Source organism: Streptomyces sp. NPDC039465, assembly GCF_055639315.1.
In genome coordinates this window covers 391375-413117 of record NZ_JBVKAP010000001.1, presented here as the reverse complement: position 1 = coordinate 413117, position 21743 = coordinate 391375, and the positions used below count along the sequence as shown (strand labels likewise).

Below are 21743 nucleotides of genomic sequence, written 5' to 3'. Positions count from 1 at the left end.
TGCCCGTCACGAGCCCGGCCCCACGCACGCCGAAAGGGCGCCCCTCATCACGAGGGGCGCCCTTTCCGTGTACGTACGGCGCCGGCGTTACGGCAGCGGGCCTTACGGCAGCGCCAGCATCCGCTCCAGCGCCAGCTTCGCGAAGCTCTCGGTCTCCTTGTCGACCTGGATCTGGTTGACGAGGTTGCCCTCCGCGAGGGACTCCAGCGCCCACACGAGGTGCGGCAGGTCGATGCGGTTCATCGTCGAGCAGAAGCACACCGTCTTGTCGAGGAAGACGATCTCCTTGCCCTCGTCGGCGAAACGGTTCGCCAGACGCCGGACCAGGTTCAGCTCCGTACCGATCGCCCACTTCGACCCGGCCGGCGCCGCCTCCAGGGTCTTGATGATGTACTCCGTCGAGCCGACGTAGTCGGCCGCGGCCACGACCTCGTGCTTGCACTCGGGGTGCACCAGCACGTTGACGCCCGGGATCCGCTCGCGCACGTCGTTGACCGAGTCCAGCGAGAAGCGGCCGTGCACCGAGCAGTGGCCGCGCCACAGGATCATCTTCGCGGCCCGCAGCTGCTCGACGGTCAGACCGCCGTTCGGCTTGTGCGGGTTGTAGACCACGCAGTCGTCCAGGGACATGCCCATGTCGCGGACGGCGGTGTTGCGGCCCAGGTGCTGGTCCGGCAGGAAGAGCACCTTCTCGCCCTGCTCGAAGGCCCAGTCCAGGGCCTTCTTCGCGTTGGACGAGGTGCAGATCGTGCCACCGTGCTTACCGGTGAAGGCCTTGATGTCGGCCGACGAGTTCATGTACGAGACGGGCACCACCTGCTCGGCGATCCCGGCCTCCGTCAGCACGTCCCAGCACTCCGCGACCTGCTCGGCGGTGGCCATGTCGGCCATCGAGCAGCCGGCGGCCAGGTCGGGCAGGACGACCTTCTGGTCGTCCGTGGTCAGGATGTCGGCCGACTCGGCCATGAAGTGCACACCGCAGAAGACGATGTACTCGGCCTCCGGCTTGGCGGCCGCGTCCCGGGCCAGCTTGAACGAGTCGCCGGTGACGTCCGCGAACTGGATGACCTCGTCGCGCTGGTAGTGGTGTCCCAGCACGAAGACCTTGTCCCCGAGCTTCTCCTTGGCCGCGCGGGCGCGCTCCACCAGGTCCGGGTCGGACGGCGACGGCAGGTCGCCGGGGCACTCGACACCGCGCTCGCTCTTCGGGTCGGCCTCCCGGCCGAGCAGCAGCAGGGCGAGGGGCGTCGGCTGGACATCCAGGGGCTGGGCGGTGGTCACGTCACGCACCCTTTCTTCTCTGCAGACTACTTTTCGTCGAATTGACGTTATCTATCATAACTGCTTCACGTCACTTTGACGATGTCCATAGTGTCGATGTGACGAAATTCCCGTCGCCGCTTCGTCCATCGACTGTCCACAGGCGGTGCCCGCTCCCGATCCGGTGTGCGAGCATGAAGGGAAAGACTTGCGCTCCGGCCCGGAATGAATCCGGGACCCTGCCGGTTGCAACGGTCGGCAAGCAGTCTCCGTACAACCCGGGAGAGAAGCAGATGTCCGTATCGGACGAGAAGACCACTGTCAGCGACGGCATCCTCCTGTCCGACGCCGCCGCGGCCAAGGTCAAGGCCCTGCTCGACCAGGAAGGCCGCGACGACCTGGCCCTGCGCGTCGCCGTTCAGCCCGGCGGCTGCTCCGGCCTGCGCTACCAGCTCTTCTTCGACGAGCGTTCGCTCGACGGCGATGTCGTCAAGGACTTCGACGGCGTCAAGGTCGTCACCGACCGCATGAGCGCCCCGTACCTCGGTGGTGCCTCGATCGACTTCGTCGACACCATCGAGAAGCAGGGCTTCACGATCGACAACCCGAACGCCACGGGCTCCTGCGCCTGCGGCGACTCGTTCAGCTAAGCAGCACCACACGCCCGGCTGAACGGCGCGTACGACACGAAGGCGGCGGCCCCGGATCTCCGGGGCCGCCGCCTTTCACAGGGCTCTCAGCTCGCCCGGGGCACCAGATCGCCGCTCGCCGCGTCCACGACCTGCCGGTCGCCCAGCGGCTCCATCAGCGTCACCGTCTTGGTGACCTCGACGGCGATCGCGATACAGGCCCGGTCCGGGTTCCGCGGCGTCTCGGTGATCGTCACCGCCACCCCCGACCCGCTCTCCGCCGCGCTCGCCGCGTAGTCACTGCACACCCCGCCCCAGAACGTGACCGACAGCTTCCGGCCCGTGCCGTCCACGCTGTACGACTGGAGCTGGCGCGGCGGCGCCGCGTCGTCGGACGGGACCGGCACCGGGGTCGGCGTCGGGCTGGGGGTGGGCTTCGGCGTCAGGTGCTCCGGCGCCACCGCGGTCTGCGCGATCGTGAACGGCCGCGCCTTCGCCCCTTCGTCCACCACCTCGAAGAGCCACGACGGCACGAGCGCCTGCCGGCCCTCCACAAACTGCGCCGCCAGCCCGAACTCCGCCCCGAGGACCGTCATCTGCCGCGGCGCGACCCGGTCGGCCGCGACCTCGCAGGGAGCCTCCGGATTTCCGCTCGGCTGCCCGTCCCGCCTCGCCTCCGGCGCTCCGCCGTCGACCCCCGCCGGGGGAGCGGTGGCGCAGCCGCCGATCCCGATCGGCCCGGTCCCCTTGGCCGCCTTGTTCAGCTCCGCCAGCGCCTTCTCCGCGCCGACCACGGGGTAGCGGTGCCCCTGCTCCGGCTTCTTCAGCTGGCCGCTGCCGCCGACCACCCGGCCGTCCGACCCGACCTGGATCCCGGTCGACCAGCCGTACGTCGGCAGCCCGCCGATCTTCGGAGCGGCGTTGACCACCCGTACCGACCCCATGACCTGCGCCGCGTCCTGGGCCGCGTCCGCCTGCCCGACCGCGGCCAGCACCGGAGCCGCCGCCTTCTTCGCGGCCTCCTCGCCCACCGGGGTGCCGCTCGCGCCCGACGCGGCCCCACCCGCGCCGCCGGGGCACGGCTTGCCCTTGAGACAGTTGTCACCCTTGGGCCCGCCGTCGAACTGGGAGTACGTCCAGGTGCCCGGAGCCTCCGCGTCGACCTGGAGCAACGGCCCGAAACCGTCCTTCGGCGGCGCGATCTTCCACGCCGACCCGACCAGCTTCGGCGTCCCCGCCACCCCCAGCGCCTTCGCCAGCCGCGCCACCTCGTCCTCGGTGACCGCGCCGCGCGCATGGTGGACATGGGCCGCGCCGGGGCCCTCGGGCAGCTTCCCCCGGGCCTTGTAGACGGCGCCCGACGGATCCGGCTCGCCGGGCGCGATCCCCGGACCGCCGCCGCTCAGGGAATCGAGCCGCAGGGGCGGGGGAGGTCCCTCCGCCGCCGGTGCGGACCGGTCGTCCGCACCACCTCCGGACCCGGCCGTCGTGACATACACCCCGCCCCCGCCGGCGAGCAGCACCGCTGCCGCCACCGAGCCGACGACCAGCGGCGACCAGCGCCGCCGGGATGTGTCCGGGGTGTCCGGTGTGGCCTGCGTGGGCTCCGAACCGCTCACCGCATCGCTCCTTCATATGCCGTATCCCGGGGGATGTGTCCCGGGGACGGGAGACACCGATGGGACGGAGCGGAACAGCGGCCGGTTCCCTGCGCTGTGTGCGGACCTACCCGCCGTACTCGGAGGTCGCCTCGATCAGCCGCGCCGAGGCGTCCGTGACGACGACCCCGTGGATCAGCGACGGCGGCACCGGAACGGGCGCATCCGCCGCCGGTACGACCCAGTGCGGGGCCATCCGGGCGCTGTCCCCGCGCAGCTGGGCGAGGCTGATCTCGGGCTCCTGCTGCTCATGTGGAACGGTGTACTTCGCCATAGCGGCACCGTACGCACGCCCGACCCGATCAAAAAAGGCCTACTGTGGGGTAGTTTCCGCCCTTCAGTCGAGGTACCCCGAGCGGGTAGCGTTAACTGTCAACGCCACCCCTCCACAGGAGCGTCCTCGCCGATGCGTATCGCAGTCACCGGCTCCATCGCCACCGACCACCTCATGACCTTCCCCGGACGGTTCGCCGACCAGCTCGTCGCCGATCAGCTCCACACGGTCTCCCTCTCCTTCCTCGTCGACAACCTCGACGTCCGACGGGGCGGTGTCGGTCCGAACATCTGCTTCGGCATGGGACAGCTGGGCAGCAGGCCGATCCTGGTCGGCGCTGCCGGCTACGACTTCGACGAGTACCGCGCCTGGCTCGACCGGCACGGCGTCGACACCGAGTCCGTCCGGATCTCCGAGGTGCTGCACACCGCGCGCTTCGTGTGCACCACCGACGCCGACCACAACCAGATCGGCTCCTTCTACACCGGCGCCATGAGCGAGGCCCGGCAGATCGAGCTCAAGGCCGTCGCCGACCGGGTCGGCGGCCTCGACCTGGTCCTCATCGGCGCCGACGACCCCGAGGCGATGCTCCGCCACACCGAGGAGTGCCGCACCCGCTCCATCCCCTTCGCCGCCGACTTCTCGCAGCAGATCGCGCGGATGGAGGGCGAGGAGATCCGCACGCTCATGGACGGGGCCACGTACCTCTTCTCCAACGAGTACGAGAAGGGCCTCATCGAGTCCAAGTGCGGCTGGAGCGACGAGGAGATCCTCGCCAAGGTCGGCACCCGCGTCACCACGCTCGGCTCGCGCGGCGTGCGGATCGACCGGTCCGGCGAGGAGCCGATCTTCGTCGGTGTCCCCGAGGAGACCGCCAAGGTCGACCCGACCGGTGTCGGCGACGCCTTCCGCGCCGGCTTCCTCACCGGCCTTGCCTGGGGCGTCGACCTGGAGCGCGCCGCGCAGGTCGGCTGCATGCTCGCCACCCTCGTGATCGAGACACTCGGCACCCAGGAGTACACCCTGCGCCGGGCCCACTTCATGGAGCGCTTCACCAAGGCGTACGGCGACGAAGCCGCCGCCGAGGTCCAGAAGCACCTCCCGTAGCCACCGGGCTAGGAGAGCCGGCGGACCACGTACGCCGAACCACGGTCCGCCGGCTCCTCACCCACGTACTCCTGCCCCCGCATCTCGCACCACGCCGGAATGTCCAGCCGAGCCGCCTCGTCGTCCGCGAGGACCGTCACCGTCCCGCCCACCGGCACGTCCCCGATCACCTTCGCCAGCTCGATCACCGGGATCGGACACCGCTTCCCCAGCGCGTCCACCACCACGGCGTCCCCGGCCGGCCGCGTGACCTCGGCCACCGGCGCGCCCAGCCGCTCCCGTACGCCCCCCACCACCCCCGGCAGCACCTCCAGGAAGAGATCCACGTCCTCGGCGGTCGTGCCGAGCGGCAGGGACACCCGCACATTGCCCTCGGACAGCACCCCCATCGCCCGCAGCACATGGCTCGGGGTGAGGGTGGAGCTCGTGCACGACGACCCGGACGACACCGAGAACCCGGCCCGGTCCAGCTCGTGCAGGACCGTCTCCCCGTCGACATAGAGACAGGAGAAGGTCACCACGTGCGGCAGGCGCGTCACCGGATCGCCGACCACCTCCACGTCCGGCACCAGCTCCGGCACCCGGGCCCGGATCAGATCCACCAGCGCCCGCAGCCGCGCCGCCTCGGCCGCAGCCTCGGTCCGTACCGCCCGCAGCGACGCGGCCGCCGCCACGATCGCCGGGATGTTCTCGAAGCCGGGCGACCGCCCCGACTCCCGCTCGTCCGCCGGGCCTTGCGCGGCGAACCGCTGTCCCTTGCGTACGGCGAGCAGACCCACCCCGGCCGGACCACCCCATTTATGGGCACTCGCCGCGAGCAGTGACCAAGCGCCCTCGACCGGGCCCCAGGCCAGCGACTGTGCCGCGTCCACCAGCAGCGGCACGCCGACGGCCCGGCAGGCCTCGGCGACCTCCGCCACCGGCTGCACGGTGCCCACCTCGTGGTTGGCCGACTGGAGGCAGGCCAGCGCCGTGTCCTCGCGCAGGGCGGACGCGTACGCCGCTGGATCCACCGCCCCCCGCCGGTCCACCGGGACCTCGGTCACACTCCCGCCGGCCGCCTCGTGGGCCGCCGCCGCGTGCAGGACGGAGGAGTGCTCCACGGCCGAGACGACGAGATGCCCGCCCACCCGCCGGCGCCCGGCGAGCGCCCCGGAGATCCCGGAGTGAACCGCGCGCGTCCCCGAAGGAGTGAACACGAGCTCGTCCGGGCGGCAGCCCACCGCGTCGGCCGCGGCCTCCCGGGCGGCGTCCAGCAGCAGCCGGGCACGCCGCCCCTCGCGGTAGAGCCGGGCGGGATCCGCCCAGCCCTCGTCCAGCGAGGCCTGCAGGGCCTGGCGGGCGACGGGGTGCAGCGGGGCGGCGGAAGCAGCATCGAAATAGGGCACCCGACCACGCTAGTCGCCCGCGCCCAAGGGCCCGTCAGATGGGCGCCCGAGGGGGCCGATCGGCCCCCGGCGCACACCCCCCGGAAGGATGGAGTCCACCCCTTCGGGGAGTCGGACGGCGCGTTGGGCACCCTCCCCGCGCGACCCCAAATAGCGTCCAGTAGGGTTTGGTCCGCATAAACATCCAAACCCCTGCCCGCGGTCAGGGCGGCGACCGACCAGCGAGACGGCCGTAGCCGACCAGCGCGGGCGAGACTCTCGGGAAGGCGCTACGTGAGTCCCAACGGCTCCGACCGCTCGTCGCGGCGCCCGATGCGGCGGAAGCTGCCGCAGGTGCTGACTGCGGGCCTGATCCTGGCGACCGCCACCGGTTGCACATACAAGGACTTCCCCCGCCTTGGAATGCCCACCCCGGTAACGGAAGAGGCTCCGCGGATCCTCTCCCTCTGGCAGGGCTCGTGGGCGGCTGCGCTCGCCACGGGCGTGCTGGTCTGGGGCCTGATCCTCTGGGCGGTCATCTTCCACCGGCGCAGCCGGACCAAGGTCGAGGTTCCCTCGCAGACCCGGTACAACATGCCCATCGAGGCGCTGTACACGGTGACCCCGCTCATCATCGTCTCGGTGCTCTTCTACTTCACCGCGCGTGACGAGTCCAAGCTTCTTGCTCTCTCGGACAAGCCCGCCCACACCATCAACGTGGTCGGCTACCAGTGGAGCTGGGGCTTCAACTACGTCGAGAACGTCCCCGGTTCCACGGGCGACGCGAAGACGGACAAGAACCTCAAGGCCATTCCGGACAAGTACACCAAGGCTTTCCCGGAGAACGCCGGCGGCGTCTACGACGCGGGCATCCCCGGTGACCGGAACCCGCAGAACGGCAACCCGGGTCCGACCCTGTGGCTGCCGAAGGGCGAGAAGGTCCGGTTCGTCCTGACCTCGCGTGACGTGATCCACTCCTTCTGGGTGGTCCCCTTCCTGTTCAAGCAGGACGTCATCCCCGGCCACACCAACGTCTTCGAGGTGACTCCCAACCAGGAGGGCACCTTCATGGGCAAGTGCGCCGAGCTCTGTGGTGTCGACCACTCCCGGATGCTCTTCAACGTCAAGGTGGTCTCCCCGGAGCGCTACCAGCAGCACCTGAAGGAGCTGGCCGAGAAGGGGCAGACCGGCTACATCCCGTCGGGCATTGAGCAGACGGACCCGGCCAGGAATGCGGAGAAGAACCAACTGTGAGCATCCTCAACGAATCCCAGGGTGCCGCCGCGGCTGACGATTCTTACGAGAACGAGCTGCCGGTACGGCGCAAGCAGCCCGGCAATGTCGTGGTGAAGTGGCTGACCACCACCGACCACAAGACGATCGGCACGCTCTACCTGGTCACGTCGTTCGCGTTCTTCTGCATCGGCGGCCTGATGGCGCTCTTCATGCGCGCCGAGCTGGCCCGTCCGGGTACGCAGATCATGTCGAACGAGCAGTTCAACCAGGCGTTCACGATGCACGGCACGATCATGCTGCTGATGTTCGCGACGCCGCTGTTCGCGGGCTTCGCGAACTGGATCATGCCGCTGCAGATCGGCGCGCCCGACGTGGCGTTCCCGCGGCTGAACATGTTCGCGTACTGGCTGTACCTCTTCGGCTCGATCATCGCGGTGGCCGGCTTCCTCACCCCCCAGGGTGCGGCCGACTTCGGCTGGTTCGCCTACTCCCCGCTGTCGGACGCCGTCCGCTCGCCGGGTGTCGGCGCCGACATGTGGATCATGGGTCTGGCCTTCTCCGGCTTCGGCACGATTCTCGGCTCGGTCAACTTCATCACCACGATCATCTGCATGCGCGCTCCGGGCATGACGATGTTCCGTATGCCGATCTTCACCTGGAACGTGCTGCTGACCGGTGTCCTGGTCCTCATCGCGTTCCCGGTCCTCGCGGCCGCGCTGTTCGCCCTGGAGGCGGACCGCAAGTTCGGTGCGCACATCTTCGACGCGGCCAACGGTGGAGCGCTGCTGTGGCAGCACCTCTTCTGGTTCTTCGGCCACCCCGAGGTGTACATCATCGCGCTGCCGTTCTTCGGCATCATTTCCGAGGTCATCCCGGTCTTCAGCCGTAAGCCGATGTTCGGCTACATCGGTCTGGTGGCCGCGACCATCGCGATCGCCGGTCTGTCCGTGACGGTGTGGGCCCACCACATGTACGTCACAGGCGGTGTGCTCCTGCCATTCTTCGCCTTCATGACGTTCTTGATCGCCGTACCAACAGGCGTGAAGTTCTTCAACTGGATCGGCACGATGTGGAAGGGCTCACTGTCCTTCGAGACACCGATGCTCTGGGCCGTCGGCTTCCTGATCACCTTCACCTTCGGTGGTCTGACCGGCGTCATCCTGGCCTCGCCGCCGATGGACTTCCACGTCTCCGACTCGTACTTCGTCGTCGCGCACTTCCACTACGTCGTCTTCGGCACCGTGGTCTTCGCAATGTTCTCCGGCTTCCACTTCTGGTGGCCGAAGTTCACCGGCAAGATGCTGGACGAGCGGCTCGGCAAGATCACCTTCTGGACGCTGTTCATCGGCTTCCATGGCACGTTCCTGGTGCAGCACTGGCTGGGTGCCGAGGGCATGCCGCGTCGTTACGCGGACTACCTCGCGGCCGACGGCTTCACCGCGCTGAACACCATCTCGACCATCGCGTCGTTCCTGCTCGGTCTGTCGATCCTGCCGTTCTTCTACAACATCTGGAAGACCGCCAAGTACGGCAAGAAGATCGAGGTCGACGACCCCTGGGGCTACGGCCGTTCGCTGGAGTGGGCGACCTCCTGCCCGCCGCCGCGGCACAACTTCCTCACCCTGCCGCGGATCCGTTCCGAATCCCCGGCGTTCGACCTGCACCACCCTGAGATCGCGGCGCTCGACCAGCTCGAGAACCACGGCCATGGTGACAAGGCCATCGCTGGTGGCAAGGAGGCCGGCAAGTGAAGATCCAGGGCAAGATGTTCATCTGGCTGAGCGTCTTCATCCTCGCCATGGCCATCCTCTATGGCGTGTGGTCGAAGGAGCCGGCCGGTACGACGGCGCTCTTCCTGGCCTTCGGCCTGGCCATCATGATCGGCTACTACCTGGCCTTCACGGCCCGGCGAGTGGACGCCATGGCCCAGGACAACAAGGAGGCCGACGTCGCGGACGAGGCCGGTGAGCTGGGCTTCTTCGCCCCGCACAGCTGGCAGCCGCTGTCGCTGGCCATCGGTGGCGCCCTCGCCTTCCTGGCGGTCGCCATGGGCTGGTGGATCCTGTACTTCTCCGCTCCGCTGATCCTGGTCGGCCTCTTCGGCTGGGTCTTCGAGTTCTACCGCGGCGAGAATCAGAACCAGTAGCACGCGCAGTACCCGCAAGGACCCGGACATACCTCGACGGAGTGTCCGGGTCCTTCGTTTGCAGTCACTCCGCGCGCCGGAACGGACGAATCTTCATACCGTGGCCTCATGAACCACACGCCGCGCTTCCGCACTGTCCTGAGCTGCACTTTGCTGGCAGGCATCGCCTCCGCGAGTGCCACAGCGTGCGGCGATCCCGACCGGCACCCCCTGTCCGTGAAGCCGTACGACGCCGCCCAGCAGGTGGCCTTCAACACCCCCAAGGGCCGGGGCAAGGCGAATCCGGACAAGCCCCTCGAAGTCACCGCGAAGGGCAAGGAGAGCCGTATCACCGATGTGACGGCCACCGACGCGGACGGCCACCGGCTCGCCGGCGAGCTGACCGCCGACGGGCGTCGCTGGCGCTCCACGGGCGCGCTCGCGGCCGGCGTCACCTACACCGTCAAGGTCTCCACGGAGGACAGCGAGGGCGCTCCTGGCGCCCGTACGGTCACCTTCGAGACCTCCCCGGCCAAGCGGGTCCTCAAGGTCAAATTCGGCCCTGAGGCGGGCAAGTACGGCGTCGGGCAGCCCATCACCGCGACGCTGAGCCTGCCGGTCAAGGACAAGGCGGCCCGGGCGGTGGTCGAGCGGGGCCTCACGGTCCGCTCCTCCCCCTCCGTGGAGGGCGCCTGGCACTGGGCGGACGACAAGAAGCTGCACTTCCGCCCGAAGGAGTACTGGCCCACCGGCGCCACCGTCACGGCCTCCAGCAACCTCGCCGGGGTGAAGGTCGCCGACAAGCTCTACGGCGCCCCCGTCAAGCCGCTGAAGCTGACGATCGGCGACCGGATCGAGGCCATCACCGACGCCGCGTCGCACTCGATGACGGTCAAGCGCAACGGAAAGGTGATCAACACCATTCCGGTGACCACCGGGAAGCCGGGATTTTCCACCCGAAACGGCGTCAAGGTGGTGCTCGGCAAGGAGTACTTCGTCCGGATGCGCAGCACCACCGTCGGCATCGCCGCCGGCAGCAGCGAGTCGTACGACCTGCCGGTCTACTACGCGACCCGGGTCACCTGGAGTGGTGAATACGTCCACGCCGCGCCGTGGTCCGTGGGCTCACATGGCTACGCCAACGTCAGCCACGGCTGCACGGGCATGTCCACCGGCAACGCCGCCTGGTTCTACGAGACCGTCAAGCCCGGCGACCTCGTCACCGTGATCAACAGCTACGGCGACACCATGGACACCTTCGGCAACGGCTTCGGCGACTGGAACCTGACCTGGGACAAGTGGCGCCAGGGCAGCGCCCTGCTCGCCGACACCCGCGACGGCAGCAGCCCCACCGACGAGGCGAGACTGCGGCCGGTTGTCTTCTAGGCGCTCGGTCCGCCTCGGGGTCAGACCTGAAGGGCCAGCTTGCGCGTACGGAGCAAGGACGCCAGCGTGTCCGCGAATTCGACCGGCTCGACCGGAAGGGTCACCGCGGCGTCCGCGCGGCTCCAGGTGGCCAGCCAGGCGTCCTGCGGGCGGCCGATGAGCAGCAGCACGGGAGGGCAGTGGAAGACCTCGTCCTTGATCTGCCGGCAGACCCCCATGCCGCCCGCGGGCACCGCCTCGCCGTCCAGCACACAGACGTCGATGCCGCCCTGGTCCAGGCGCTCCAGGACCGCCGGCAGCGTCGCGCACTCGATGAACTCGACCGGGGGAACGTCGGCGGCGGGCCTGCGCCCGGCGGCCAGCCGCACCTGCTCACGCGTGTTCGCGTCGTCGCTGTAGACCAGGACCGTGGCGCTCGACTGCATCGTTCCTCCGTAAAGGTCATCAACCGATGCGCGGGATGCTACTCCGTCGGACACCGTGTCAACACCGGTTCGGACACCACTTCGATGGGCCGTTCGAGCCCTGCACGACGTGCGGACACACCGAACGGCACCCCCCGGAGTGAGGGCGGGATAAGCGACCGACATAATGTCGGTCGTGGCGACAGCAACGACAGTAGAAACCGGGCACGCGCACCCGTCGGTCAATCGGCCGAACCTCACCAGCGTCGGAACCATCATCTGGCTGAGTTCCGAGCTGATGTTCTTCGCGGCCCTCTTCGCGATGTACTTCACCCTGCGATCCGTGACGGGCGCCGAGTACTGGGCAGAAAAGGCCTCGGCCTTGAACTTCCCGTTCTCGGCGACCAACACCACGATCCTGGTGCTCTCCTCCCTCACCTGCCAGCTCGGCGTCTTCGCCGCGGAGCGGGGCGATGTGAAGAAGCTCCGGGCGTGGTTCATCGTCACGTTCGTGATGGGTGCGATCTTCATCGGCGGCCAGGTCTTCGAGTACACCGAGCTGGTCAAGCACGAGGGCCTTTCGCTCTCGTCGGACCCGTACGGCTCCGTGTTCTACCTGACGACCGGCTTCCACGGCCTGCACGTGACGGGCGGACTCATCGCCTTCCTGCTGGTCCTCGGCAGGACGTACGCGGCCAAGAGATTCACTCACGAGCAGGCAACCGCCGCCATCGTCGTGTCCTACTACTGGCACTTCGTCGATGTCGTCTGGATCGGCCTCTTCGCCACGATCTACATGATCAAGTAGTCGGTCCCGAAGACCGACTCATCCAGCAAGCATCGACGCAGAAGATCCTGACACCGGGGTAATCCGTGAAAAAGCTCTCCGCACGACGACGCCATCCGCTGGCGGCGGTCGTCGTCCTACTTCTCGCGCTGGCGGCCACTGGGGGGCTGTACGCCGCGTTCGCACCCGCGGGCACGGCGAAGGCCGACGAAACCGCCCAGTCCCTCGCCATCGAGGAGGGCAAGAAGCTCTACACCGTCGGCTGCGCCAGCTGCCACGGAACCGGCGGTCAGGGCACCACTGACGGCCCGCCCCTGGTCGGCGTCGGCTCCGCGGCCGTGGACTTCCAGGTCGGCACGGGCCGTATGCCGGCCCAGCAGCCGGGCGCCCAGGTGCCGAGGAAGAAGGTCATCTACTCGCAGGCCGAGATCGACCAGCTCGCGGCCTACGTGGCCTCCCTCGGTGCCGGTCCGATCACGCCGAAGGCGGGCCAGTACAGCCCCGACGGCGCGGACATCGCCAAGGGTGGCGACCTGTTCCGTAACAACTGCGCCCAGTGCCACAACTTCACTGGTGAGGGCGGCGCCCTGACGCACGGCAAGTACGCCCCGAACCTGGCGAACGTGAGCCCGAAGCACCTCTACGAGGCGATGCAGACCGGCCCGCAGAACATGCCTTCCTTCCCGGACACGACCATGCCGGAGAAGGAGAAGAAGGACATCATCGCCTACGTCCAGGCCGTCAACAGTGACAGGACCGAGACCCCCGGCGGATTCAAGCTCGGTGCCCTCGGCCCCGTCAGTGAGGGTCTGTTCGCCTGGGTGTTCGGTCTGGGCGCACTGATCGCATGTGCCGTTTGGGTCGCGGCCCACACCGCTAAGGCCAAGAAGTCATGAGTACCCAAGAGATTCCAGAAGAGAACCTGCCCGTTGAGCAGGGCACCGCGCACGGCGCGGTGAAGGTCGCCGACGACCCGTTCGCCGACCCGGGCCTCCCGCCCCACAAGCCGCGCATCCAGGACATCGACGAGCGGGCCGCCAAGCGGTCCGAGCGTGCGGTCGCCTTCATGTTCGTGCTGTCGATGCTGGCCACCGTCGCCTTCATCGCCGCGTACGTGATCTTCCCGGTCGACAAGATCGTGTACATCTGGCCGTTCGGCCATGTGAGCGCGCTCAACTTCAGCCTGGGATGGACCCTCGGTCTCGCGCTCTTCTTCATCGGCGCGGGCGCGGTCCACTGGGCCCGCACCCTCATGTCCGACGTGGAGATGGCCGACGAGCGTCACCCGATCGCGGCGTCGCCCGAGGTCAAGGCGCAGGTCATGGCCGACTTCGCGGCCGGTGCCGAAGAGTCCGCGCTGGGCCGGCGCAAGCTGATCCGCAACACCATGTTCGGCGCGCTGGCGCTGGTGCCGCTCTCCGGCATCGTCCTGCTGCGTGACATGGGCCCGCTGCCCGAGGACAAGCTCCGCAAGACCCTGTGGGCCAAGGGCAAGCAGCTCATCAACATGAACACGCATGAGCCGCTGCGTCCCGAGGACGTCGCCGTCGGTTCGCTGACGTTCGCGATGCCCGAGGGCCTCTCGGAGCACGACCACGGTTTCCAGACCGAGATCGCCAAGGCCGCCCTGATGATCGTCCGTATCCAGCCGGACGACATCAAGGACAAGCGCGAGCTCGAGTGGTCGCACGAGGGCATCGTCGCCTTCTCGAAGATCTGCACCCACGTGGGCTGCCCGATCTCGCTGTACGAGCAGCAGACGCACCACGTGCTCTGCCCGTGCCACCAGTCCACCTTCGACCTGTCCGACGGCGCCCGGGTCATCTTCGGCCCGGCCGGTCACGCCCTGCCGCAGCTGCGGATCGGCGTGAACGACAAGGGCTTCCTCGAGGCGCTCGGCGACTTCGAAGAGCCCGTCGGTCCTGCCTTCTGGGAGCGCGGATGAGCACCGCAACCGAGACCAAGAACAAGAAGGCACCCGCGGGTGAGCGGGTCGCCGACTGGGCCGACGGTCGGCTGGGGATCTACACCCTGGCCAAGGCCAACATGCGCAAGATCTTCCCGGACCACTGGTCCTTCATGCTCGGTGAGATCGCGCTCTACAGCTTCATCGTCATCATCCTCACGGGTGTGTACCTGACGCTGTTCTTCCACCCGTCGATGAACGAGGTGGAGTACCACGGCAGCTACGTCCCGCTGCAGGGACAGCTGATGTCCGAGGCGTTCAACTCGACCATGCACATCTCCTTCGATGTGCGCGGTGGTCTGCTCATCCGGCAGATCCACCACTGGGGCGCGCTGATCTTCCTCGCGGCGATGTTCGTGCACATGATGCGCGTCTTCTTCACGGGTGCCTTCCGCAAGCCGCGTGAGATCAACTGGCTCTTCGGATTCCTGCTGTTCTTCCTGGGCATGTTCACCGGCTTCACCGGTTACTCGCTCCCGGACGACCTGCTCTCCGGCACCGGTGTCCGCTTCATGCAGGGCGCGATCCTGTCCGTGCCGATCATCGGTACGTACATCTCGATGTTCCTGTTCGGCGGCGAGTTCCCCGGCGGCGACTTCGTGGCCCGGTTCTACTCGGCGCACATCCTGTTGCTGCCCGGCATCATGCTCGGCCTGGTGGTCGCCCACCTGATCCTGGTGGTCGTCCACAAGCACACGCACTACCAGGGCCCGGGCCGGACGAACAACAACGTCGTCGGCATGCCGCTGATGCCGGTCTACATGGCCAAGGCCGGAGGCTTCTTCTTCCTGGTCTTCGGTGTCATCGCCATCGTCGCGGCGGTCGCCACGATCAACCCGATCTGGGCGATCGGCCCGTACCGACCGGACCACGTGGGCACCGGCGCCCAGCCCGACTGGTACATGGGCTTCGCCGAAGGCCTGATCCGTGTCATGCCGGGCTGGGAGATCAACATCGCCGGCCACACCCTCGTCCTGGGTGTGTTCATCCCGCTGGTGCTCTTCCCGCTGGTCCTCGGTGCGATCGCGGTCTACCCGTTCATCGAGTCCTGGATCACCGGCGACAAGCGCGAGCACCACATCGCGCAGCGCCCGCGCAACGCTCCGACGCGCACCGCCTTCGGTGTCGCCTGGATCACCGCGTACATGATCATGCTCATCGGTGGTGGCAACGACATCTTCGCCACCCACTTCAACCTCTCGATCAACTCGATCACCTGGTTCGTCCGGATCTTCTTCTTCGTCGGACCGGTCATCGCGTTCATCGCCACCAAGCGGATCTGCCTGGGTCTGCAGCGGCGCGACCACGACAAGGTGCTGCACGGACGCGAGTCCGGCATCATCAAGCGGCTGCCGCACGGTGAGTTCGTCGAGGTCCATGAGCCGCTCAGCGCGGGCGACCGGTACAAGCTCACGGCTCACGAGCAGTACGAGCCCGCCGAGCTGCCGCCGGCCGTCGACGAGAACGGTGTGGAGCGCAAGATCTCCCGCACCGAGAAGCTCCGGGTCAAGCTCAACAAGAGCTACTACGGCGAAGGCAGCCAGATCGCCAAGCCCACCGCCGAGGAGTACAAGGAGATCACCGAGGGCCACGGCCACCACTGATCCCTTTACCTGAGGTCGCCACGGCAGGAGCCCCGTCCACTCGCTGGACGGGGCTCTTTGCCGTCCCCGGGGCTCGATAGGGTGGGAGTCACACTTTCTCCGCACCGACGAACCAGGAGCGACCATGAGCGCTGTGAACCCCGCTGGAGGCGACATCGCGGCGGGCCGCTCCTGGCCCTCCGTCCTGGACGGTCTGCTGACCGGGCACGACCTGAGTGCCGAGGACACCGCCTGGGCGATGGACCGGATCCTGCGGGGCGAGGCCACCAACGCCCAGATCGCCGGGTTCGCGGTGGCCCTGCGGGCCAAGGGTGAGACCGTCGAGGAGATCTCCGGTCTCGTACGGACCATGTACGCGCACGCCAACCTCATCGAGGTCCCCGGCCCCTCGGTGGACATCGTCGGCACCGGCGGCGACGGCGCCAAGACCGTCAACATCTCCACCATGTCGGCGATCGTCGTCGCCGGCACGGGCGCCAAGGTCGTCAAGCACGGCAACCGCGCCGCGTCCAGCGCGAGCGGCGCCTCCGACGTCCTGGAGAAGCTCGGCGTCAACCTCCGGCTCACCCCCAAGCGGGTCGCCGAGGTCGCCGAGGAGGCCGGCGTCACCTTCTGCTTCGCGGTGACCTTCCATCCCGCGCTCCGCCATGTCGCCGCGGCCCGCAAGGAACTCGGCATCCGCACCACCTTCAACTTCCTCGGGCCGCTCACCAACCCCGCCCGGGTCAAGGCCCAGGCCACCGGTGTCGCCGACGCCCGGATGGCGCCGATCCTCGCCGGGGTCCTCGCCGAGCGCGGCTCCTCCGCACTGGTCTTCCGCGGCGACGACGGCCTCGACGAGCTGACGACCACCGCCACCTCACACGTATGGGTGGTCCGGGACGGCAGCGTCCGCGAGGAGGCGTTCGACCCGCGGGACGTCGGCATCGACCTGGTCCCCGTCGAGGCGCTGCGCGGCGCCGACGCCTCCTACAACGCCGATGTGGCCCGCCGGCTGCTCGCGGGCGAGACCGGGCCCGTGCGGGACGCGGTCCTGCTCAACTCGGCTGCGGCGCTGGTCGCTTTGGAGCCGACGGACGAGCCGCTCGTGGCGCAGATCAGGGCCGCAATGGCGAAGGCGGCCGAGTCCATCGACTCAGGGGCGGCCCGCCGGGCGCTGGAGCGCTGGGTGACGGCCAGCAACGCGTAGCCTCGCGCGCGGCCCCGTTCCGCCATCCGGAACGGGGTTGCGCGTCGGCGATCACGTGGCATACGTTCTCTTCAGGTCATGAGTGACAGCCATTAAGGCCCCGGCTGGCTGTCCGGCAACCCTCCGTCCGTGGCGGGGTGCCCCGGGTGAAGACCAGGCCGTGGACAGCAAGGTCCACGGCAAGCGCGGACCCCTGCGAAAACCCTGGGGTCCTTGGTCCTCAAGGGAGCAGTCTCGTGAGCAAGCGAATGCGCTAGGGCCCGTCGGCCCCGTTTCCCCACCCTCCACACGGCCTTTCCGTGTGTTGAGGCAACACCCGTATGTGGCACCCCACTTCGCGCTGCCCTGCGGGCCCTTCGCTGCCCATCGTCTGCCGGGAGATACCGCCATGTCCGCGTACCCGAACACCGCTGCCGCCACCGCTGACTCCGCCGCCACCGACTCCGCCGACCCCTGCTGCGCCGCCCCGCTGCCCGTACTCGGCAGCGACGTCACCGTCCCGCTGGTCACCGGCGGCGAGGTCACCTACGCCGCGCTCGACTACGCCGCCAGCGCCCCGGCCCTCCAGCGGGTGTGGGACGACGTCGCCGCCTACGCCCCGTACTACGGCAGCGTGCACCGCGGCGCCGGGTACCTCTCCCAGCTCTCCACCGACCTCTTCGAGAACAGCCGCGCCACCGTCGCCGAGTTCCTCGACTGCCGCCCCGGCGACCAGGTCGTCTTCACCCGCTCGACCACCGACTCGCTGAACCTGCTCGCCCGGATCATTCCCGCCGGTTGCGAGGTCTTCGTCTTCGAGACCGAGCACCACGCCTCGCTGCTGCCGTGGAAGGACGCCCGGGTGACGTACCTGAACGCGCCCCGCACCCCGGGCGAGGCCGTGCGGACGCTGGAGCAGGCGCTCGCCGACCGGGACCCCTACGGCCCCGCGCTGGTCTGCGTCACCGGAGCGAGCAATGTCACCGGTGAACTGTGGCCGGTGAAGGAGCTCGCCCAGGCCGCGCACGCCCACGGCGCCCGGATCGTCCTCGACGCCGCCCAGCTGGCGCCCCACCACCCTGTCTCCGTACGGGAGTTGGACGTCGACTGGGTCGCCTTCTCGGGGCACAAGCTGTACGCGCCGTTCGGCTCCGGCGTCCTCGCCGGACGCGCCGACTGGCTCCAGGACGCCGAGCCGTACCTCGCGGGCGGCGGCGCCTCCCGCAAGGTCGCCCGCCGGGCCGACGGTGGTGTGGACGTGGAGTGGCACACCACCGCGGCCCGGCACGAGGCCGGTTCGCCGAACGTCATCGGTGTGTACGCCATCGCCTCCGCCTGCAAGGCGCTGACCGAGGCCGGTTTCGACACCCTCGTGGCGCGCGAGCAGCACCTGATCGCGACGGTCAGGGAGGGCCTCGCCGAGGTCCCCGAGGTCAAGGTCCTCTCGCTCTTCGGCGACGAAGCCCCGCGCGTCGGTGTCATCTCGTTCGTCGTCGAGGGCTGGAACAGCTCGCACTTCGCCGCCGCGCTCTCGGCCGAGTACGGCATCGGCGTCCGCGACGGCCTCTTCTGCGCCCACCCGCTGGTCCGCACCCTGCTCGGCAGCGACCCGCAGACCCAGGGCGAGTGCGGTGCGCCCGAGGCCGCGCCCGGCGAGAAGTCGCTCAACGCCATCCGGGTCAGTTTCGGCGCGGGCACCCCGGACGAGCACGTGGAGCGGTTCGTCCGGGCGGTCAAGGAGCTCGTCCGGGACGGCGCTCAGTGGAAGTACCGTACGGAGGAAGGGCGTTGCGTGCCCGACCGGGGCTGACGCCGCGACGGCTCAGGACTCCAGGCCGATCGCGAACGCCGCCTCCAGGTCGTGCTGGGAGTAGGTGCGGAACGCCACATGCGTGTCCGTGGCCTCCACGCCCGGGATCTTGCTGATCATGCCCGGGATGACGTCGGCCAGATCGTCATGGCGGGCCACCCGCACCATGGCGATCAGGTCGTACGTACCGGTGACGGAGAACACCTCGCTGACGCTGTCCAGCGCCGCGATGGACTCGGCGATCTCGGGGATGCGGTCCACGCTGGTCTTGATGAGCACGATCGCGGTGATCACGGCTGGCTTTCTCCCTCGGTCGCCGCGGCTGGGACCTTCACTCTAGCCCGCCGGTGGTAGCGCCCCCAGGCGTAGAGGAACCCGGCCCCGAACCCCACCAGGTGCGCCAGATACGCCACCCCCGGCCCGGGCCCCGCGCTGCGGGCCGCCAGCCACTGGAGGACGAACCAGAAGACCAGCACGATCCAGGCGGGGAAACGCAGCGGCAGGAAGAGCAGGAACGGATAGAGGCTGGTCACCCGGGCCCGGGGGAAGAGATACAGGAACGCGCCGAGCACCGCCGAGATCGCCCCGGACGCCCCCACCAGGGTCTGCTCGGAGTGGGCGTGCACCGCCGCGTACACCAGCAGGGCCAGATAGCCGCAGACCACGTAGAAGAGGGCGAACTGCACGGCCCCGAGCCGCTCCTCGGCCATCGCGCCGAAGACGTAGAGAAAGAGCATGTTGCCGAGCAGATGCAGCCAGTTGCCGTGCACGAACAGCGCGGTGAACGGGGTCGGCAGGGCGTCCTGCTGGCCGCCCATGAGCTCGGCCGGGAGCACGCCCCAGCGCCGGAAGTACGCGTCCTGCGCGGCCAGCAGCTCGTCCCCGGTGCCGTACGACGGATTGAAGCCCGAGGCGGGGCCGGCGACGAAGATCAGACAGCAGACGGCGATCACGCCGTAGGTGACCGCCGGCGCGTCTCTCGCGGCCTTGGCCACGCGCCGCCAGTCGATACCGCGCCCGTCGGAGCCTCGCCAGCCGATCATGATCAGATCATGGCGTAAACGGACCGACCGGGACAGAGTGCCTCGCCGCGACATCGGGGACGTCCCCCGGGCTCGGCTCCGCCAGAGCAGGGGGGACGTCCATGGCCGTAGGGTACGAGCAGTACATCCGCAGTTCGACGGCGCACCGCGGCACTCGCACCCGGCACGACGCACGACGAAAGAGGACGGCACGATGACGACGGTTCCCCTGCCGACCGACGAGACCCGCTGGCGCTGCACGCTCTGCGGAAACCTGACACGTTTCGACGTGACCCGCTCGTCCAAGGTGGTCGAGTACGTCCATCTGGACCTCGCGGGTGAGCCGAAGGTGGAGGAGCGCGAGGTCGTCAGTGAGACGATCGAGTCGGTCCGCTGCCGCTGGTGCAACGCGGTGGATCAGATCGAGCTGGTGGACAGGCCGGGCAGCACCTCCTGACGAGGAGCGGGCGGCCCGCAAGGCCCAAGAGGGCGTGGAACGGGTAGTGGGGTGACGGATCGTGGAGCAGCCGGACCGCGGTGAAGAGCCGGCCGGCGGCACCGCCGACGCCGCCGAGGCACTCGACCACCCGCTGCCGGACGGTGTGCGGCGGCGGGTCGTCGCGCTGGTCTCGGACGCGTTCGGCGGCCTGACCGTCGCCGAGCTGCCCGCGCCGCTGCGGCAGTACGCCCGCTTCACCCCCTCCCGGCGCGCCAAGTTCGCCGGCAACGCCATGGCCGCCGCCCTGGAGAGCGATCCGCTGTTCCGTCAGCGGATCGCCGAGCGGCTCAAGGAGTCCCAGCCGGAGCTGGCCGGGGCCGTCGAGTCCGTATCGCCCCCGGCCGCCGCCGACCCCGTCGACGTCGCCGCCCTCGCCTATGTCCTGCGCCCCGCGGGCTGGGTCAAGCTGGTCGCCGCGGCGGGCGAGGAGGCCCAGCGGGCCGACGCCGAGCGCGCCGACGAGGCGGGCCGGCGCGAGCTGGAGCGGCTGCGCGCCGAGCTCGCCGAGGCCAGGGCGCTGACCAGGACCGAGACCGAACAGCTGCGTACGGAGCTGGAGGCGGCCCGCAAGGAGGCCGAATCGCTCCAGCGCAAGCTGCGCAGCGCGCTCAGCGATGTGAAGCGGGGCGAGGCCGCCCTGCGCCGTACGCAGGGGGAGATCGACGGGATCAGGGCGGAGGCGGCCGCCCATGTGTCGGCGGCCGAGAGCGAGACGCGCCGCCTCAAGGCCCGGCTCGGTGAGACCGAGGCGGCGCTCGAAGCCAGCCGCCGCGCCGCCCGTGAGGGGCGCTCGGTGGAGGACATGCGGCTGCGGCTGCTCCTTGACACCGTCCTCGACGCCGCCCAGGGGCTGCGCCGGGAGCTCGCGCTGCCGCCGGTCTCGGTCCACCCGGCGGACACGGTCGACGCGGTCGAGCCGGGGCGGATGACACCGAAGGACATCGCCGCGCGGGCCCTGTCCGAGACGGACCCGGCCCTGCTCGACCAGCTGCTCGCCCTGCCGCAGGCGCATCTGGTCGTGGACGGCTACAACGTCACCAAGACCGGCTATCCGACGATGCCGCTGGAGAAGCAGCGACTTCGGCTGCTGGGCGGGCTCTCCGCGTTGGCGGCCCGCACGGGCGCCGAGGTCACCTGTGTCTTCGACGGGGCGGAGCTGGCGGCGCCGGTGCTGCTCGCGCCGCCGCGCGGGGTGCGGGTGCTGTTCTCCAAGCCGGGTGTGACGGCCGATGAGTTGATCCGTCAGCTGGTACGGGCGGAGCCGCCGGGCCGGCCGGTCGTGGTGGTCTCCACCGACCGCGAGGTCGCCGACGGGGTGGCGAAGGCGGGGGCCAGGCCGGTCGCGTCCGCTTTGCTGCTGAAGCGCCTTTCGCGCGCCTCGTAACTCCTGTTCCACTTGCCCCGATTGATACGGGAGTGGCGGAACCCACCGTCAAGTGCT

General features: G+C 69.2%; 21 protein-coding genes and 1 riboswitch. Of the genes, 14 read left to right on the top strand and 7 right to left on the bottom strand.

The genetic code is table 11. The annotated features are described in order from the left end of the window. Positions 1 to 102: 102 nt before the first annotated feature. Entirely contained in the window at positions 103 to 1290 is a 1188-nt protein-coding gene (gene nadA / locus ACZ7LT_RS01940; protein ID WP_471232876.1) for a quinolinate synthase NadA, read from the bottom strand. A 263-nt stretch (positions 1291 to 1553) separates the two neighbouring features. Here nadA and ACZ7LT_RS01935 point away from each other — a divergent pair, with 263 nt between their 5' ends. Then, positions 1554 to 1910 carry a HesB/IscA family protein gene (locus tag ACZ7LT_RS01935; protein ID WP_018848827.1) on the top strand — a complete coding sequence of 119 codons (357 nt, stop codon included), beginning with the start codon at positions 1554 to 1556 and terminating at the stop codon, positions 1908 to 1910. An 86-nt stretch (positions 1911 to 1996) separates the two neighbouring features. On the opposite strand, the gene ACZ7LT_RS01930 is transcribed toward ACZ7LT_RS01935, so the two are convergent. Further along, positions 1997 to 3508 (bottom strand): hypothetical protein, encoded by a 1512-nt coding sequence (locus ACZ7LT_RS01930; protein ID WP_471232874.1) that lies wholly within the window; start codon positions 3506 to 3508, stop codon positions 1997 to 1999. 106 nt (positions 3509 to 3614) lie between these two features. Further along, positions 3615 to 3821 carry a hypothetical protein gene (locus ACZ7LT_RS01925; protein WP_471232873.1) on the bottom strand — a complete coding sequence of 69 codons (207 nt, stop codon included), beginning with the start codon at positions 3819 to 3821 and terminating at the stop codon, positions 3615 to 3617. Positions 3822 to 3953: 132 nt separating this feature from the next. Here ACZ7LT_RS01925 and ACZ7LT_RS01920 point away from each other — a divergent pair, with 132 nt between their 5' ends. After that, on the top strand, positions 3954 to 4928 hold the full coding sequence (locus ACZ7LT_RS01920; RefSeq protein WP_471232871.1) for a carbohydrate kinase family protein: 975 nt from the start codon (positions 3954 to 3956) through the stop codon (positions 4926 to 4928). Between the two features lie 8 nt (positions 4929 to 4936). On the opposite strand, the gene ACZ7LT_RS01915 is transcribed toward ACZ7LT_RS01920, so the two are convergent. Continuing rightward, entirely contained in the window at positions 4937 to 6316 is a 1380-nt protein-coding gene (locus tag ACZ7LT_RS01915) for an aminotransferase class V-fold PLP-dependent enzyme (protein WP_471232869.1), read from the bottom strand. Positions 6317 to 6589: 273 nt separating this feature from the next. Here ACZ7LT_RS01915 and ctaC point away from each other — a divergent pair, with 273 nt between their 5' ends. The 4 genes from ctaC to ACZ7LT_RS01895 all read left to right on the top strand — a co-directional run bounded on the left by ctaC (position 6590) and on the right by ACZ7LT_RS01895 (position 11042). Further along, positions 6590 to 7549, top strand: a complete 960-nt coding sequence (gene ctaC / locus ACZ7LT_RS01910; protein WP_471232867.1) for an aa3-type cytochrome oxidase subunit II — start codon at positions 6590 to 6592, stop codon at positions 7547 to 7549. Further along, a complete protein-coding gene (ctaD, locus tag ACZ7LT_RS01905; protein WP_471232865.1) occupies positions 7546 to 9282 on the top strand; it encodes an aa3-type cytochrome oxidase subunit I in 1737 nt (578 codons plus the stop codon). Before ctaC ends, ctaD begins: the two co-directional genes overlap by 4 nt. Then, positions 9279 to 9677: a cytochrome c oxidase subunit 4 gene (locus ACZ7LT_RS01900; protein ID WP_471232864.1), complete on the top strand. Its 399-nt coding sequence runs from the start codon at positions 9279 to 9281 to the stop codon at positions 9675 to 9677. The genes ctaD and ACZ7LT_RS01900 overlap by 4 nt, the downstream gene beginning before the upstream one ends. 108 nt (positions 9678 to 9785) lie before the next feature. Then, positions 9786 to 11042, top strand: coding sequence for a L,D-transpeptidase (locus tag ACZ7LT_RS01895; RefSeq protein WP_471232862.1), 1257 nt, complete (start codon positions 9786 to 9788; stop codon positions 11040 to 11042). Positions 11043 to 11062: 20 nt separating this feature from the next. Here ACZ7LT_RS01895 and ACZ7LT_RS01890 read toward each other — a convergent pair whose 3' ends face one another. Then, complete coding sequence (locus tag ACZ7LT_RS01890) at positions 11063 to 11467, bottom strand: hypothetical protein (RefSeq protein ID WP_471232860.1); 405 nt, start codon at positions 11465 to 11467, stop codon at positions 11063 to 11065. Positions 11468 to 11633: 166 nt separating this feature from the next. On the opposite strand from ACZ7LT_RS01890, the gene ctaE reads away from it, so the two are divergent. The 6 genes from ctaE (at position 11634) to ACZ7LT_RS01860 (ending at position 18781) form a co-directional block, all read left to right on the top strand. After that, the gene (gene ctaE, locus ACZ7LT_RS01885) at positions 11634 to 12254 is read left to right on the top strand and encodes an aa3-type cytochrome oxidase subunit III (protein WP_471232859.1); all 621 of its coding nucleotides are present in this window, start codon (positions 11634 to 11636) and stop codon (positions 12252 to 12254) included. Positions 12255 to 12319: 65 nt separating this feature from the next. Then, positions 12320 to 13129: a cytochrome bc1 complex diheme cytochrome c subunit gene (gene qcrC / locus ACZ7LT_RS01880; RefSeq protein WP_471232858.1), complete on the top strand. Its 810-nt coding sequence runs from the start codon at positions 12320 to 12322 to the stop codon at positions 13127 to 13129. Continuing rightward, positions 13126 to 14178 (top strand): cytochrome bc1 complex Rieske iron-sulfur subunit, encoded by a 1053-nt coding sequence (gene qcrA / locus ACZ7LT_RS01875; protein WP_471232856.1) that lies wholly within the window; start codon positions 13126 to 13128, stop codon positions 14176 to 14178. The genes qcrC and qcrA overlap by 4 nt, the downstream gene beginning before the upstream one ends. Then, positions 14175 to 15803: a cytochrome bc1 complex cytochrome b subunit gene (gene qcrB, locus ACZ7LT_RS01870; protein WP_471232854.1), complete on the top strand. Its 1629-nt coding sequence runs from the start codon at positions 14175 to 14177 to the stop codon at positions 15801 to 15803. The genes qcrA and qcrB overlap by 4 nt, the downstream gene beginning before the upstream one ends. A gap of 124 nt (positions 15804 to 15927) precedes the next feature. Then, positions 15928 to 16992 (top strand): anthranilate phosphoribosyltransferase, encoded by a 1065-nt coding sequence (gene trpD / locus ACZ7LT_RS01865; RefSeq protein WP_471232853.1) that lies wholly within the window; start codon positions 15928 to 15930, stop codon positions 16990 to 16992. Positions 16993 to 17066: 74 nt separating this feature from the next. Continuing rightward, positions 17067 to 17184, top strand: a riboswitch (SAM riboswitch). A gap of 196 nt (positions 17185 to 17380) precedes the next feature. Then, positions 17381 to 18781: an aminotransferase class V-fold PLP-dependent enzyme gene (locus ACZ7LT_RS01860; RefSeq protein ID WP_471232852.1), complete on the top strand. Its 1401-nt coding sequence runs from the start codon at positions 17381 to 17383 to the stop codon at positions 18779 to 18781. 12 nt (positions 18782 to 18793) lie between these two features. Here ACZ7LT_RS01860 and ACZ7LT_RS01855 read toward each other — a convergent pair whose 3' ends face one another. Beyond that, complete coding sequence (locus tag ACZ7LT_RS01855) at positions 18794 to 19075, bottom strand: Lrp/AsnC family transcriptional regulator (protein WP_019885602.1); 282 nt, start codon at positions 19073 to 19075, stop codon at positions 18794 to 18796. Next, the gene (locus tag ACZ7LT_RS01850) at positions 19072 to 19824 is read right to left on the bottom strand and encodes a rhomboid family intramembrane serine protease (RefSeq protein WP_471232851.1); all 753 of its coding nucleotides are present in this window, start codon (positions 19822 to 19824) and stop codon (positions 19072 to 19074) included. The genes ACZ7LT_RS01855 and ACZ7LT_RS01850 overlap by 4 nt, the downstream gene beginning before the upstream one ends. A 193-nt stretch (positions 19825 to 20017) precedes the next feature. On the opposite strand from ACZ7LT_RS01850, the gene ACZ7LT_RS01845 reads away from it, so the two are divergent. Further along, positions 20018 to 20260, top strand: coding sequence for a hypothetical protein (locus ACZ7LT_RS01845; RefSeq protein ID WP_471232849.1), 243 nt, complete (start codon positions 20018 to 20020; stop codon positions 20258 to 20260). A 61-nt stretch (positions 20261 to 20321) separates the two neighbouring features. Beyond that, positions 20322 to 21686, top strand: coding sequence for an NYN domain-containing protein (locus ACZ7LT_RS01840; protein ID WP_471232847.1), 1365 nt, complete (start codon positions 20322 to 20324; stop codon positions 21684 to 21686). The last annotated feature ends 57 nt before the right edge of the window (positions 21687 to 21743 follow it).

Excerpts from the sequence above, each read along its gene's own strand:
- trpD (WP_471232853.1), top strand. The coding sequence starts at position 15,928 with ATGAGCGCTGTGAACCCCGCTGGAGGCGACATCGCGGCGGGCCGCTCC.
- qcrB (WP_471232854.1), top strand. The coding sequence starts at position 14,175 with ATGAGCACCGCAACCGAGACCAAGAACAAGAAGGCACCCGCGGGTGAG.
- ACZ7LT_RS01890 (WP_471232860.1), bottom strand. The coding sequence starts at position 11,467 with ATGCAGTCGAGCGCCACGGTCCTGGTCTACAGCGACGACGCGAACACG.
- qcrA (WP_471232856.1), top strand. The coding sequence starts at position 13,126 with ATGAGTACCCAAGAGATTCCAGAAGAGAACCTGCCCGTTGAGCAGGGC.
- ACZ7LT_RS01845 (WP_471232849.1), top strand. The coding sequence starts at position 20,018 with ATGACGACGGTTCCCCTGCCGACCGACGAGACCCGCTGGCGCTGCACG.
- ACZ7LT_RS01925 (WP_471232873.1), bottom strand. The coding sequence starts at position 3,821 with ATGGCGAAGTACACCGTTCCACATGAGCAGCAGGAGCCCGAGATCAGC.
- ACZ7LT_RS01850 (WP_471232851.1), bottom strand. The coding sequence starts at position 19,824 with ATGATCGGCTGGCGAGGCTCCGACGGGCGCGGTATCGACTGGCGGCGC.
- ACZ7LT_RS01895 (WP_471232862.1), top strand. The coding sequence starts at position 9,786 with ATGAACCACACGCCGCGCTTCCGCACTGTCCTGAGCTGCACTTTGCTG.
- ACZ7LT_RS01935 (WP_018848827.1), top strand. The coding sequence starts at position 1,554 with ATGTCCGTATCGGACGAGAAGACCACTGTCAGCGACGGCATCCTCCTG.
- ACZ7LT_RS01860 (WP_471232852.1), top strand. The coding sequence starts at position 17,381 with ATGTCCGCGTACCCGAACACCGCTGCCGCCACCGCTGACTCCGCCGCC.
- ACZ7LT_RS01920 (WP_471232871.1), top strand. The coding sequence starts at position 3,954 with ATGCGTATCGCAGTCACCGGCTCCATCGCCACCGACCACCTCATGACC.
- ctaE (WP_471232859.1), top strand. The coding sequence starts at position 11,634 with ATGTCGGTCGTGGCGACAGCAACGACAGTAGAAACCGGGCACGCGCAC.